The organism is Pontivivens ytuae, from assembly GCF_015679265.1.
Classification (GTDB): domain Bacteria; phylum Pseudomonadota; class Alphaproteobacteria; order Rhodobacterales; family Rhodobacteraceae; genus Pontivivens; species Pontivivens ytuae.
In genome coordinates this window covers 2,834,462-2,848,917 of record NZ_CP064942.1, presented here as the reverse complement: position 1 = coordinate 2,848,917, position 14,456 = coordinate 2,834,462, and the positions used below count along the sequence as shown (strand labels likewise).

The following is a 14,456-nucleotide window of genomic DNA, read 5'->3' as shown; positions in this document are numbered from 1 at the left end:
TCGAGGGATTTTCCGATGGCGACCCAACATTCGCGTTCCGCGGCCCGACTGATGATGGCCCCTGCCGTCATCCTGCTCCTCGGCTGGATGCTCGTGCCGCTGACGATGACGCTCTACTTCTCGTTCAAGCGCTACCTGCCGCTTCGCGGTGGCGACCAGGGCTGGGTCGGGTTCGAGAACTACGTCCGGTTCGTCACCTCCTCGGCCTTCTGGCCCAGCGTGCAGGCGACGCTCATCATCGTGGGTGGCGTGCTGCTGATCACCATCATGCTCGGCGTGTTGCTCGCCCTGCTCCTCGACCAGCCGATGTGGGGTCAGGGGGTCGTGCGCATCCTCGTCATCGCCCCCTTCTTCGTGATGCCCACCGTCTCCGCCCTGGTGTGGAAGAACATGTTCATGGACCCGGTGAACGGCCTCTTCGCGCATCTTTGGGAGTTCTTCGGGGCCACGCCCGTCGAGTGGCTCAGCCAGGCCTCGCTGCTCTCCATCGTCATGATCGTCTCGTGGCAATGGCTGCCCTTCGCCACGCTGATCCTGCTGACCGCGATCCAGTCGCTCGACAGCGAACAGCTCGAGGCCGCCGAGATGGACGGCGCCTCGCCGCTCGCCCGCTTCGCCTTCATCATCCTGCCGCACCTGTCGCGCGCGATCACGGTGGTCCTGCTGATCCAGACGATCTTCCTCCTGTCGATCTTCGCGGAGATCTTCGTGACCACCCAGGGATCGTTCGGCACGCGGACGCTCACCTACCTGATCTACCAGCGCGTGCTGGAGAGCCAGAATATCGGCCTCGGCTCCGCGGGTGGGATCTACGCCGTCATCCTGGCCAACATCGTTGCGATCTTCCTGATGCGCATCGTCGGCCGCAACCTGGACACCTGAGGGAGAGCGCCCATGGCCCGTGCTGTCACGACCCGCCGCAAGGCCCTCAACACCGCCCTCGCCTGGGCGATCGGGCTCCTGATCTTCTTCCCGATCCTCTGGACGATCCTGACGAGCTTCAAGACCGAGGCCGCGGCCATCGCCGATCCGCCGCAGTTCCTGTTCTTCGATTGGACACTGGAGAACTACCGCGTCGTGCAGGAACGGTCGGACTACGCGCGCTTCCTCTGGAACTCCATCGTGATCGCGGGCGGCTCGACGCTCCTCGGCATCCTCGTGGCGATCCCGGCGGCGTGGTCAATGGCCTTTGTCCCTTCACGACGGACCAAGGACATCCTGCTCTGGATGCTGTCCACCAAGATGCTGCCAGCGGTGGGCGTCCTCTACCCGATCTACCTGCTCTTCATCCAGCTTGGGCTGCTCGACACCAAGATCGGGCTGACGCTGGTGCTGATGCTAATCAACCTGCCGATCATCGTCTGGATGCTCTACACCTACTTCAAGGAGATCCCGGGCGAGATCCTGGAGGCCGCCCGCATGGACGGCGCCACCCTACGGTCCGAGATCCTCTACGTGCTCACGCCGATGGCGGTGCCGGGGATCGCCTCGACCATCCTTTTGAACTTCATCCTCGCGTGGAACGAGGCGTTCTGGACGCTCAACCTCACCGCCGCCTCCGCCGCGCCGCTGACGGCGTTCATCGCCAGTTATTCGAGCCCCGAGGGGCTGTTCTACGCCAAGCTCTCCGCCGCCTCGACCATGGCCATCGCGCCGATCCTGATCCTGGGCTGGTTCAGCCAGAAGCAGCTGGTACGCGGCCTTACCTTCGGCGCGGTCAAGTAAAGGACGATCGATATGGGACGCATCACGCTCGACAAGGTGACCAAGACGTTCGGCGAGGTGGAGGTCATCCCGCCCCTCGACCTGGTGATCGAGGATGGGGAGTTCACCGTCTTCGTCGGTCCGTCCGGCTGCGGGAAGTCCACGCTGCTGCGCCTGATCGCGGGGCTGGAGGACATCACAACCGGCCAGATCCGCATCGACGGAGCGGACGCGACCAACGTGCCGCCAGCGCGGCGCGGCCTTGCCATGGTGTTCCAGTCCTATGCGCTTTATCCCCATATGAGCGTGCGCAAGAACATCGCCTTCCCGCTGCGCATGGCGGGCCTCGACAAGGCCGAGCAGACCCGGCGGGTGGAGCAGGCGGCCGCCGTGCTCAACCTCACCGACTATCTCGACCGGCGGCCCGGGCAGCTTTCGGGCGGCCAGCGCCAGCGGGTGGCCATCGGGCGCGCCATCGTGCGGGAGCCCGCAGCCTTCCTCTTCGACGAGCCGCTCTCCAACCTCGACGCAGCTCTGCGCGTCGGCATGCGGCTGGAGATCAGCGAGCTCCATGAACGGCTCAAGACCACGATGATCTACGTGACCCACGACCAGGTCGAGGCCATGACCATGGCCGACAAGATCGTGGTGCTGCGCGCAGGAAACATCGAGCAGGTGGGCTCCCCACTGGAGCTCTACCGCACCCCGCGCAACCTCTTCGTCGCGGGCTTCATCGGCTCGCCCCGGATGAACTTCCTAGAAGGGGAGGAGGCCGCGCGCCACGATGCGGCGACCATCGGCATCCGCCCCGAGCATATCGACGTCTCGGCCACCGGAGGCACGTGGCACGGCACCGTCGGCGTGTCGGAGCATCTGGGCTCCGACACCTTCTTCCACGTCCATGTCGACGGCCAAGAGCAACCGATCACCGTGCGTCAGGGCGGCGAGGTCTCCTTCCACCACGGCGACCGGATCTGGCTAACCCCGGACGAAAGCCAGCTCCACCGCTTCGACGCGCAGGGGCTGCGCCTGTCATGACGCGGCTCGCGGGGAAACGGGCGCTGATCACGGGGGCGGCCCGCGGCATCGGCCGCGCCTTTGCCGAGGCCTACGTGGCGGAGGGCGCGCAAGTGGCCATCGCCGATATAGACATCGAGCGGGCGCGCAGTACGGCCGCTGCGATCGGGGATGCGGCGCTGGCGGTGCAGATGGACGTCACGCAGCAGGACAGCATCGACGCCGCGGTCGCCAACACGGTGCAGCAGTTCGGTGGCATCGACATCCTGATCAACAACGCCGCCATCTTCACCGCTGCCCCGATCGTGGAGATCGCGCGCGCCGACTTCCAGCGCACCTTCGACATCAACGTCGCGGGCACCCTCTTCCCGATGCAGGCCGTCGCCCGCCACATGATCGAGCGTGGCCAGGGCGGCAAGATCATCAACATGGCAAGCCAGGCCGGCCGGCGCGGCGAGCCGCTCGTGGCCGTCTACTGCGCCACCAAGGCCGCCGTGATAAGCCTCACCCAATCCGCGGGCCTCAACCTCATCGAACACGGCATCAACGTGAACGCCATTGCGCCCGGCGTGGTGGACGGCGAGCACTGGGACGGCGTCGATGCCTTCTTCGCGAAGTACGAGGGCAAGGCACCGGGCCAGAAGAAGCGGGAGGTCGGCGCGGGCGTCCCCTTCGGCCGCATGGGCACCGCCGAGGACCTCACCGGCATGGCGATCTTCCTCGCCACCTCCGAGGCCGACTACATCGTCGCGCAGACCTTCAACGTGGATGGCGGCCAATGGATGAGCTGACGCCCCTCTCCGACGCGACGCTCAGCGACCTGCCCACGGGCGTGAAGGTGCCCACCTACGACCGCGCGGCGCTGACGCCAGGCATCGTGCATATCGGCCTCGGCAACTTTCACCGGGCTCATCAGGCGTGGTACCTCCACCGCCTGATGCAGGACGGCTGCGCCCGGGATTGGGCCATCCTGGGCGCGGGCGTCCGCCCCTCCGACGCGGCCCAGCGCGAGCGGCTGCTGGCGCAGGACTGCCTGACCACGCTGATCGAGCTCGACCCCTCCGGCACCTCGGCCGAGGTCACCGGCTCCATGATCGGCTTCGTCCCGGTGGAGGAGGACAACGCCGCCCTCATCGCGCAGATGGCCGACCCCGCGATCCGCATCGTCTCGCTGACGGTCACCGAGGGCGGCTACTACCTCGACCCCGCGACGGGGGGCTTCGACGCGGCCCACCCGGACATCCGCCACGATGCGGAGCACCCGGACACGCCCCGCACCGCCTTCGGCGCGATGATCGCCGCGCTGCGCCTGCGCCGCGGGCGGGGCACCGGCCCCTTCACCGGGCTGAGCTGTGACAACCTGCAGGGCAACGGCGCGATCCTGAAACAGGTCGTGACCTCGCTCGCCCGCCTCTCCGACCCCAATCTGGCGGCATGGATCGAGGAGACCTGCACCTTCCCAAACTCCATGGTCGACTGCATCGTGCCGGCCACCGGCCCGGACGAGATCGCGCTGGTCCGCGCGCTCGGCATCGACGACGCCGCCCCCGTGACGCATGAGAACTTCCGCCAGTGGGTAATCGAGGACGATTTCTGCGCCGGGCGCCCGGACTGGGACCGCGCGGGGGCCACCTTCTCCGACCGGGTGCACGACTACGAGGCGATGAAGATCCGCATCCTCAACGGCGGCCACCAAGTCATCGCCAATGCGGGCGAGATCCTGTCGATCGGCACCATCTCGGGCTGCATGGAGCATCCACTGATCGCCGCTTTCTTCGCGAGGGTACAGGCCGAGGAGATCGCGCCCCATGTGAAGCCCGTCGCCGACATGACGCCCGAGGCCTATGTCGATCTCGTCTCCCGCCGCTTCGCCAACCCGGCGGTGGTCGACACCACGCGGCGCGTCGCCTTCGACGGCTCCTCCCGCCATAGCGGCTTCATCGTGCCCACGATCCGCGATGCGCTCGCGGCGGGGACCCCGACCGAAGGCCTCGCGCTGGTCGAGGCGCTGTGGGCGCGCATGTGCGACGGCACGCGGGAGGATGGCAGCGCCATCGCCCCCAACGATCCCCATTGGGAAAGCCTGACCGCCGCCGCCAAAGCCGCCCGGTCCGACCCCGACGTCTGGCTCGCCCAGCGCCAGATCTACGGCGATCTCGGCGACGATGCCGGGTTTGCATCGGCGTTCGACCGCTGGCTCCGCCGGATCTGGATGCACGGTACGGCAAGCGCCCTCGCCGACTACGCGGGCGCCCACGCCTCACAGCCCACCGCGGGCTGACACGCAAACGGGCCGCGGGGGATCACCCCGCGGCCCGCAAAAAGTCACTCCAAATCAGACCAGCGGCGTATCGCTGAAGTCGAGCCCGATCAGCAGCGGATCGTGATCCGACGCGGCAAACGGCCCGGTCGAGGAGAAGCCCGGATTGGTAAACTCGCTGTCGTAGTCGATGAGATCCGGCTCATCCGCCTGCGAGTGCCACTCGGCAACATCCACGACGTTGTCCGCAAGATCACCGGAGGCGATCGCATGGTCGAGCGCCCCCTGCTGCCCGTCGAAGACGAAGCTGTAGGCCTCCTCGATCCCCACGAACTCCGCGAGCAGATCCACGTTGTCATCCGTGTCGCGGATCGTCTGGACCGGATCCTCCTGCGAGTAGGCGTTGAGATCGCCGATCACGAGGTAGTCGCTCACGCCGCCGCCATTGTACTCGGTCTCGAGAAAGGTCGCGAGTTCACCCGCCGCATCGTTGCGCGCCGCGTTCCAGAACGCCTGCCCGTCCTCTTGATCGAAGTTCGGATCGGCGATGACCGCGTCGATATCGGCCTGGGTGATGCCCGTCCCGCCGCCGTCGAGGAACTGCTGCGCGGCGTCCACGACATCCTGCAGGTTGCTGTCGCCCTTCGACTTGAAGTGGTTGACGGCGACGGTGAACTCCTCACCGCTCTCGTTGTCCTCGAAGGTCGCGACCACGGCCGGGCGGCTGCGCTGGAAGTCGCCGACCTGCTCGCTTTCGGGCACCACCTGGTTGAGCACATCCGCCAGATCGAAAGTCGTCGCCGCACTCGCCTCCTCGAAGACCAGGATCTCCGCGTTGGTGACCGTGACCTCCTCCGGCTTGTAGATCAGGCCGGTGGTGATCGCGTCGGTGCCGATGAAGCCGTCGGTGGTCCCCGCGGGCTCGACGAAGGCATAGGTCCCCGCGCCCGCTACCGCGTTCAGCGCATCGACCAGCGTGGCGATGGAGCTGTCGGCGTCGAAGCCGTTGTTCTCCAGCTCCTGCAGGCCTAGCACATCGGCGTCGAGCGCCAGGATCGCCTCGACCAGCTTCGCGGTCTGCTCCTCCAGATCGGCAGCACTGGTCGCCCCGCGCGGATCGATCTGGTTGGGGCCGGAGCCCGGATTGCCCGGCACGTCCAGCGTTGTGAAGTAGTTGAGCACGTTGAAGCTCGCCACCGTCACGTCCGCCTCGATCACTGGCGCATCGGGCCGCGCGCCCGAGTTGGTGCTCTCGTCGATGGCGAGCTGCTCGGTCGGCACCACGTTGTACTCGCCGAAGCCGAAGCGCATGACGCCCTCGATGTTCTCCGAGAGCTCCGTGCCGAGGCGCAGCGTCGCGCCCGCCTCGTTGAAGGTGTCACCGACATCGAGGAAGCCGTTCGGGTTGTCCGCATTATCGAACGCGTCAGGCACCGGGATGAACTCGAACTCGTCGGGGTTCTGCGAGCTGAACCCGTCATCGATCAGCAGACGGTTGTTGAGGTTCGCCTGCTGCAGCGCGTCGATCTCGTCCTGCTCGGTCTGCGCATCGAAGAGCTGCGTCGGCTGCCGCTGCTCACCCGCGCTCACCGTGATCTGGCCGAAGCGGTCGAGGTTGAAGTTCTCGATCACCGTCAGCGCGTCGTCGGTGCCGGAGCTCACCTCGACCCGCATCCCCTCGAACGCCTCGAAGTCGTAGGCGATCGTGGGATCGAGCGCGATCTGAGCCGCGCCCGGCAGCGTATTGCCGGTGGAGTTCGTGCTGGAAGCGCGAACGTCGATGTTGGTTATTGCAGTTTCACCGAACTCTTCTACGACCTCGCCAACTACAGTCAGATTGTCGCCAACGCGCGCGTCAATTACGTCGTTGCTCAGGACGAGGATGCCTTCCGAAGTCGCGTCATTCCCGTCACTATCCGCGTCCTCCTCCTGCAGGAGGAAGCCGTTTTCCAAGACATAGGTTACGACTGCCGTGACGCTGACGACTTCACCCAACCGCGCACTGACATCCTCGGTCCCCTGGATCTCGGAGATCAGCAGTTCCGCGGGTTCGCCGCCTCCCCCACCGCCGCCAGAGCCGGCGTCGTTCGCGGCCCCCGGCGTCTCCTCCGCCGGGGCGTTCCACGTCCCGTCGTCATTGCGCTGGATGGAGAAGCCGATGGGCGTGGAGCTACCTTCGCTGACGCGCACATCGGTGCTGGTCTGACCCGCCGCGACGCCTTCGGTCGCAGTAATCTCACCCTCGTAGCTAACGAACTCGACGAGTTCGCCATTTTCGGACAGTGCGAAGCCGTCGGGGCCGTTCTGGATGCCGTTCGACGGCAGCTCGAACACCAGGTAATCGAAGGTGCCATCGGTCTCCCGCGCGGTCACGTCCGCTTCGCCCAGCGTGTCGTAGACCCCGCCACCATTGCCGTTTATCAGCTCCAGCAGCAGACCCGAGATATCGGCCCCCGCATCCACGCGGACCTCGATGAACTCGCCGACATCGCCGCCGTCGTTGTCGTAATGGAACTCGTTGATCCGGGCGTTGGCGGATGACGTGATGGTCTCGTTCGCCGCACCGCGTGTCTCGGGCGCCGCCTCGCTCCACGACCCGTCCTCGCTTCGCTGAAGAGAGAAGCCCTCGGGCGTCGAGCTGCCCTCGGCCACGCCGATATCGGTGCTCGTCAACTCCACGCCATCAATGGTCGCAGTGATCTCGCCCTCGTAGCTGAGGAATTCGACCACCTCACCCTCCTCTCGGAGGATGAAGCCGTCGGGGCCGTTCTGGATGCCGTTCGTGTCGAACTCGAAGACGAGGTACTGGAAGTCCTCGTCGAAGCGGATGAACTTGCCCGGCACCCCGATATCGGCCTCGAACCCGGTCACGGTGTCATAGACCTCGCCGTTCGCGCCGTTGACGAGCTCGACAGTGATGTCCTCGGCCACCGCGAAGCGATCCAGCCGGATCTCGATGAACTCGCCGGCATCGGTGCCCGCGTTGTCGTAGTGCACCTCATTGATCCGGGGCATGACCGTGGGCACCTCCTGGTCGTTGGCGAAACCGCGGCTGTCCACGTCGTCCACGAACCACGACCCGTCATCAGCGCGGGCCAGCGACGCGCCGACGGGCGTATCGCCGTCCTCGCTGACGCCAATATCCAGGCTGCGCAGGCCCGCCGCCGGACCATCGACCGCAACGAAGCTGCCCTCGTAGCTGATGAAGTCGAGCACCTGGCCGCGATCGTTTACCAGCGCCACCCCATCCGGGGAACCGTTCTGAAGGCCGTTCGTCGGCAGCTCGATGAAGTTGTAAGAGAACTCGTCGTCGCTCGAACCGCGCGGGCCGATGCCCGTGGTCAGATAAACCTCGCCGTTCGAGCCGTTGTAGTAGTAGAGGGTCAGGTTCTCCGCGCCCTCATCCGTCTCCGCCACGCGCACCTCAACGAACTCGCCGACATCCGTGCCGTCGTTGTCGTAGTGGATCTCATTGATCCGGGTGTTGAAATTGAAGCCCTCGTCCACATCCTCGACGTTGATGCGGACAGGGACCCTCCGGACACCCGAACTGTCTTCAATTTGGACGGTGATATCGTAAATATTGTCACCACCAACATCCTGCGGTGTTTCGAAATCTGGACGGAAAGCCCACCTAATGGCAACTCCGCCAGGCTCTGAGGGATCTGGGGTCACAATGAAACGGTCGAGATCTACACCGAAAAACGATATAGTCGCGTCGTCGGTAGGTCCATCGCCGACAACTCTCAGCAACGGTAGATTGTCGCGAAATTCTTCGCTCTCTTCATCGAAAGTAATGGATCCGTCGACTTCGATCCTTCCAGGTAACTGGAAGGGTGTGATAGTGACATTGACGTCACCTTGGGCGGTTCCGCCATTGCCGTCGTCAACGGTGTAAGAGAAAGTATCGAACGCTTTTTCACCAATCGAAAGATCATTGTCTACATTTCTGCCATCGTAGATGATCTGGCCGTCCAACAAAGTCAGTATGGCACCATTTTCTGACCGCGGCGTGACGGACGTGATGGTAAGGGGGTCTCCATCGAAGTCCCGGTCGTTGGCGAGCAGCTCGGCAAAATCGATCGCCTGCGGCTGGCCGGCGAAGACAGCGATCTCGTCTTCCGTGGTTATTGGCGCGTTGTTGCGGCCGTCGAGGAAGAGGGTGAAGCCGTCCTCCTCGAACCGGACGACCTCAATGTCGCGCAGCTCGTCGCGCCCGCTTTCGGGCGCGTCGCCCGTAGCCACAATGACTACGGGGGCGTCGTCGAGGTCGGAGATCAGGTAGTCCTCGATGCTGCCCGCGTAGACCGCCACGTCCACACCGTCGCCGCCGAACAGGAGGTCGCTGCCGTCGCCGCCCTCAAGCGTGTCGTCACCGCTGCTGCCGGCCAGCACGTCGTCATCGGCGCCGCCCTCCAGCACATCGTCGCCGGAGCCGCCGCGCAGCGTGTCCTCGCCGGCGTTCCCGACGAGCGTGTCGTCGCCTTGCAGCCCTTCGAGGACGTTCGCGCCCGCGTCGCCGGTCAACGCGTTGGCGCGGTCATTGCCGATCACGTTCTCGATGCTTGTGAAGGTCTCCACCACGCCGTTGGCGAAGACCGCCTGCCCGGTGCTCAGATCCACGTCGACGGCGATCCCACCATAGTCGAAGGAGAGGGTGTCGTTGCCGCCGCCGCCATCGAAGGTGTCGACGCCGAAGCCGCCGATCAGCAGATCGTCACCGCGCCCGCCGTTCAGGATGTTGTCGCCACGATCGCCAACCAAGGTGTCATCGCCCCGCCCGCCGGTGGCATTCTCGAAGTTGAAGATGCCCTCGACCGCACCGTTGACGAAGACCGCCTGGCTCGCCGACAGATCGATGCGGATATCGGCACCGGTGTAGCTGAAATCGACCGTGTCGATGCCGGCGCCACCGTCCATCGTGTCGAGGCCGAGCCCACCGCTGATGAGATCGTTGCCATCGAGACCGATGAGGAATTCGGCCGCGGCCGTCCCGATCAGCGTATCGTCATCCGAGGTTCCGAGGATCGTCTGCGACATGGGGGGCATCCTTCTATGGCGTGAGGGGGGTAAAGCGTGAAGAAATGGGGGTATCAGGTGGGGACCGGAGGGGCGGTTGCGCCGACCGTCGCCTCGCCTTGACGTCGCCGGTCGATGCGCGGCACACGGCGACGGCGCGATGGCTCAGTCAGATGAAGGCGAGTAAGCACGGCGTGATTCCCGCTCCGGTTGTAGCGCGCCCTGTTCTATCCCAGCTTTTGACGACAGTTCTGCTGCAATCGAGCCCGGCCCGACCGCTTTTTATCGACACTTGTCGAGATTGGCTCAGCCGATGCGGATGATCCGGCCGCCCGCGGCCTGTGCATCCTCGGCATCGTGGGTCACAAGGAGGACCGGCAGCCCCCGCTCGCGCGCCCGGCCGAACACCAGCGTGCGCATCTGCGCCCGCCGGTCGGCGTCGAGGCGGGAGAACGGCTCATCGAGCAGCAGCGCCTCGGGCTCGGACAGCAGCATGCGCATCAGTGCGACCCGCGCCTTCTGCCCGCCCGACAGCGTCGCCGGATCACGCGGGCCGAAGCCCTCCAGCCCCACCTCGGCAAGTGCTTCCTCTACCAACCGTTTCCGGTCTGCACCGGGCCGCAGGCCGAAGGCGAGGTTGGCCGCGACGCTCAGATGCGGGAACAGGAGGTCGTCCTGGAAGAGGATGCCGATGCGCCGCCCCTCCGGCGGCTCCCGCGTCACGTCGCGCCCACCCAGCAGCACCCGCCCGTGCAGCGTGAAATCCTCGGCCAGCGTGCCGATGATGGCGGCGAGCAGCGTGGACTTGCCCGCACCCGACGGCCCCATGATCGAGACGACTTCGCCCGGCGCGACGCAGGTGTCCACGCTCACCAGCGTATCCGCGCCCTTGCAGATCGTCAGCTTGTCTAGTTTGAGCCCGTCACGCATGGGAGAGCCCTCGCCGGTTGGCCCAGATCAGCCGCGGCAGGGCGAGCGCGAGCGCGAAAGGCAGCAATGCGGCCGCCGTCTGGACCAGCGCATAGACCCCGATCGCCCGCCGGTCGCCGCCCGAGGCCAGCGCCACCGCCTCGGTCGTCAGTGTGGGCACGCGGCCGCCGCCGACCAGGAGCGTCGGCAGGTACTGCCCCACCGACACCGCAAAGCCCACCGCCGCGGCCGTCAGCACCGGGGCGAGCAGCATCGGCAGCCGCACGCGCCAGAGCACCCGGTCGGGCCGCGCGCCAAGCGCGGCCGCGATCGTCCCCATCCGCCGGTCCCACGCCCGGAATGGATCACCCAGCGACAGGAAGACGTAAGGCAGCACGAAGACCACATGCGCCGCGATCACCGCCCCCCGCCCGGCATCGAGTCCGCCGGCCAGCATCAGCGCCTGCAGCCCAGGCAGGAACGCGATCTGCGGCACGAGCAGCGGCAGGTAGAGCACCCACATCGACGCCGCGCCCATCCTGAGGTCATAGCGATACTCCGCCTCCAGGCATCCGATGGTCAGGACCAGCGCGATCAGCACGGCGACAGCACCGATCAGGGCCGTCTCCCCGCTCACCGAAAGAACCGCGTGCCCGTGCCGCTCCCAACTCAGCCAGGTCAGGCCATCGGGCAACACGTGCGGGAAGGACCAGTGCCCCGCCATCGACCACAGCGCGAGTCCGGCAAGGCCGAGGATCAGAAGCGCCGCCGCCAGCACACCCGGCAGCACCGCGAGACCCCGGATAGCCGAGAGGCTCCGCGCGCGCCCGCCCCCCTGCGCCCAGCGGCAGCCGAGGCGGCCCACCGCGATCTCTCCGACCCGCCAGGCCGCCAGCGCGCCGAGCACGAGCCCCAACTGCACGATCGCCCCGGCGGCCGCCTGCAACCGCATGGCAAGGTCTGGATCCGCCATCCACCGCACCACCTGCACGGCGAGCGTCGGCGGCGTGTTCGGTCCCAGGATCAGCGCCACGTCCACCACCGACATCGAATAGGCGAGCACCACGTAGACCGGCAGCCGGATCTGCGCATAGAGCCGCGGGAACACGGTGACGAGCCACGCCTTCTCCCGCCCGTAGCCCAGCGCCCGACCTACTAGGAGACTGCGCCCCGTCTGCGCCTGCCCAAGTGCTGCGATGGTCATCAGCATGAGGAACGGAACCTCCTTGACCACCAGCCCGAGCATCAGCGCGAGGCCCCACGGATCCTGGACGATCAGCACGTCCGGGGGCCGGCTCCAGCCCGTGAGCTCCGGCGTCACCGCCCGCACGATCCAGCCCGAAGGGGCGAGCAGGAAGGCCAGCCCGAAGGCCGCCGCCGCGTGCGGCACCGACAGGAGCGGCGAGAGCAGCCGCTCGATCGCCCGGAACGTCCGCGTCCCCTGCCATGCCGCGCAGATCGCCACCACGATAGCGAGCGACAGCACCGTCGCCCCCACCCCGCTGACGAGGCTCAGCCGCACCGCGTCCCAGAACCCCGCCCAGCCGAAGAGCTGGGCGAAGGGCGCCCCGCTCAGATCCAAAGCGCCCGTCGCGGGCATCCAACCGAGCGCGGGCGCGAGCGTTCCCGCCAGCCCGGCCGCCACAGGGCCGAGCATGACGAGGACCGTCAGGGAGGGGACGAACTTGAGCCCGCGGCGGCTGCGGCGGGCCGGGCGCGCCATTACTGGGCCACGCCGTAGCGCTCGACCCAGTCCGCCTCGATCCGGGTCATCCAGCTCGGATGCGGCTCCGGCAGCGCTGTGCCGAGCTCCGCCGGCGTCAGGGTCGCGATGCCCAGATCGATGGCGTCGAACAGCGCCCGGTCCTCGGCGCTCAGCGCGTCCATATCGAGCACCGTGCCGTAGCCCAGATGCTGCGGATCGAGGCCGCGCGCCTGCGCCTCGGGCGACATCAGGAAGTTCGCGACCACCATCGCCCCCTCAGCCGCATTGGCGTTGTAGGGGATCGCCACGAAGCTGGCATTGCCGATCGTCCCGCCCTCCAGCACGAAGGTCCGCACCGTGTCGGGGAGCTGGAAGTTGGCGATCGCCGTCGACGCCTCACCGGGCGAGAACGAAATGGCGAGGTCGATCTCGTCATCCGCGATGAGCTGCAGCTGCCGCGGCCCGGTCTGCGGATAGGCCCGGCCCTCCCGCCACAGGTTCGGCGTCAGCTCCTCAAGGAAGGCCCAGAGCGGTGCCGTCACCGCCTCGTAATCCGCCCCCTCGACCGGCGCATAGAGCGCGGGATCGTCCGCCAGATCCACAAGCGCCTGCTTGAGGAAGGTCGAGCCCAGGAAATCCGGCGGCTGCGGGAAGGTGAAGCGGCCCGGGTTCTCTACCGCCCATGCGGCCAGCGCCTCCATGTCCGCCAGCGGCTCGGCCAGATCGGCCGTGTCGTGCATGAAGACGACCTGCGCCATGGCCCAAGGCGCCTCCAGCCCCTCGGTCGGGACGGTGAAATCCTCCTGCACCGACTTGCCCTCGACATCGACGTACTGCCAGTTCGGCAACTGCTCCGCGAAGGGGCCGAAAAGGAGGTCCGCGTCCTTCATCGCCGCGAAGTTCGCTCCGTTGATCCAGATCAGATCGACCGCACCCCCTTCGTCGCGTCCCGCCGTCTTCTCCGCCAGCACGCGGCTGACCGCATCGGCAGTGGAGGCGATCTTGACGTGCTCGAGCGTCACGCCGTACTCCTCCCACACCCGTTCGCCGACCCACTCGATGAAGGCGTTGGTGGTCGTCGACCCGCCCCAGGCGTGCCAGTAGACGGTCTGGCCCTCCGCCGCCGTCGTCACCGCCTCCCAATCGGCGGGATCGGTCTGGGCCGCGGCGGCCAGCGGCAGGGACAGGGCAAAGGCGAGAAGTCGTTTCATAGTGTCTCCGGCAGGTCGGATGAGGCGGTGAAGACCCGGCGGGCCAGCAGCAGGCGCGAGGTCGCAGTCACGAAGCACAGCACGCCGAAGATCCAGGCGAGCGGCGCGAACCATCCGGGGAAGAGACACAGGAGGACGAAGAACACGATCGTCTCCGTCCCCTCCAGCAGGCCCCCGGTGAAATAGAGCGACTTCACCCCCCGCGCCTCGGTCACCATCCGGGCCTTCTCCGCCAGGATCGCGTAGCCGAGGAAGCTGGCCCCGTTGAAGTAGAAGCTCGTCAGCAGGAACGCCCCTGCCGCTCCGTTCGCCGCCGGATCGAGCCAGACGAAGGCCATGGGGATCGCGCCGTAGAACAGGAAATCGCAGGTGATGTCGAGATAGCCGCCGAAATCGGTCTTGCTGGTGGCGCGCGCCACGGCTCCGTCAAGGCCGTCGGCGAGGCGTGAGAGCAGAAGCGGCACCAGCGCCCAGGCGGGCGCCCCCAGCGCGATGACCCCGGCGGCGAGCAAGCCCAGCCCCAGGCCGATCATCGTCACCGCATCCGCGCCGATCCCGGTTCGTGCCAGTGCCGCACCCAGGCGGTTCACGACGGGATCGATCAGTTTTCGCGCGGCGGCGTCGAGCATGC

The 14,456-nt window shown here is 66.8% G+C and carries 10 protein-coding genes; 5 read left to right on the top strand and 5 right to left on the bottom strand.

Annotation, left to right across the window (positions count from 1 at the left end; translation table 11 throughout):
* The first annotated feature begins 15 nt into the window (after positions 1-15).
* The 5 genes from I0K15_RS14020 to I0K15_RS14000 are packed head-to-tail and all read left to right on the top strand — an operon-like array spanning position 16 to position 5,002.
* Entirely contained in the window at positions 16-882 is an 867-nt protein-coding gene (locus I0K15_RS14020) for a carbohydrate ABC transporter permease (RefSeq protein ID WP_196102129.1), read from the top strand.
* A gap of 12 nt (positions 883-894) precedes the next feature.
* Positions 895-1,725 carry a carbohydrate ABC transporter permease gene (locus tag I0K15_RS14015; RefSeq protein ID WP_196102128.1) on the top strand — a complete coding sequence of 277 codons (831 nt, stop codon included), beginning with the start codon at positions 895-897 and terminating at the stop codon, positions 1,723-1,725.
* Between the two features lie 12 nt (positions 1,726-1,737).
* Positions 1,738-2,742: an ABC transporter ATP-binding protein gene (locus tag I0K15_RS14010; RefSeq protein WP_196102127.1), complete on the top strand. Its 1,005-nt coding sequence runs from the start codon at positions 1,738-1,740 to the stop codon at positions 2,740-2,742.
* Complete coding sequence (locus tag I0K15_RS14005) at positions 2,739-3,512, top strand: L-iditol 2-dehydrogenase (RefSeq protein ID WP_196102126.1); 774 nt, start codon at positions 2,739-2,741, stop codon at positions 3,510-3,512. Before I0K15_RS14010 ends, I0K15_RS14005 begins: the two co-directional genes overlap by 4 nt.
* The gene (locus I0K15_RS14000) at positions 3,500-5,002 is read left to right on the top strand and encodes a mannitol dehydrogenase family protein (protein WP_196102125.1); all 1,503 of its coding nucleotides are present in this window, start codon (positions 3,500-3,502) and stop codon (positions 5,000-5,002) included. The genes I0K15_RS14005 and I0K15_RS14000 overlap by 13 nt, the downstream gene beginning before the upstream one ends.
* Before the next feature lie 54 nt (positions 5,003-5,056).
* Here the strand turns inward: I0K15_RS14000 and I0K15_RS13995 are convergent, their stop codons facing one another.
* From I0K15_RS13995 to I0K15_RS13975, 5 genes are all read right to left on the bottom strand, one after another.
* Positions 5,057-10,021 carry an ExeM/NucH family extracellular endonuclease gene (locus tag I0K15_RS13995; RefSeq protein ID WP_196102124.1) on the bottom strand — a complete coding sequence of 1,655 codons (4,965 nt, stop codon included), beginning with the start codon at positions 10,019-10,021 and terminating at the stop codon, positions 5,057-5,059.
* 285 nt (positions 10,022-10,306) lie between these two features.
* Positions 10,307-10,930, bottom strand: coding sequence for an ATP-binding cassette domain-containing protein (locus I0K15_RS13990; protein WP_196102123.1), 624 nt, complete (start codon positions 10,928-10,930; stop codon positions 10,307-10,309).
* Positions 10,923-12,632 carry an ABC transporter permease gene (locus I0K15_RS13985; protein ID WP_196102122.1) on the bottom strand — a complete coding sequence of 570 codons (1,710 nt, stop codon included), beginning with the start codon at positions 12,630-12,632 and terminating at the stop codon, positions 10,923-10,925. Before I0K15_RS13985 ends, I0K15_RS13990 begins: the two co-directional genes overlap by 8 nt.
* Positions 12,632-13,825, bottom strand: coding sequence for an ABC transporter substrate-binding protein (locus tag I0K15_RS13980; RefSeq protein WP_196102121.1), 1,194 nt, complete (start codon positions 13,823-13,825; stop codon positions 12,632-12,634). The genes I0K15_RS13985 and I0K15_RS13980 overlap by 1 nt, the downstream gene beginning before the upstream one ends.
* Complete coding sequence (locus I0K15_RS13975; protein WP_196102120.1) at positions 13,822-14,454, bottom strand: CDP-alcohol phosphatidyltransferase family protein; 633 nt, start codon at positions 14,452-14,454, stop codon at positions 13,822-13,824. The genes I0K15_RS13980 and I0K15_RS13975 overlap by 4 nt, the downstream gene beginning before the upstream one ends.
* Positions 14,455-14,456: the final 2 nt, after the last annotated feature.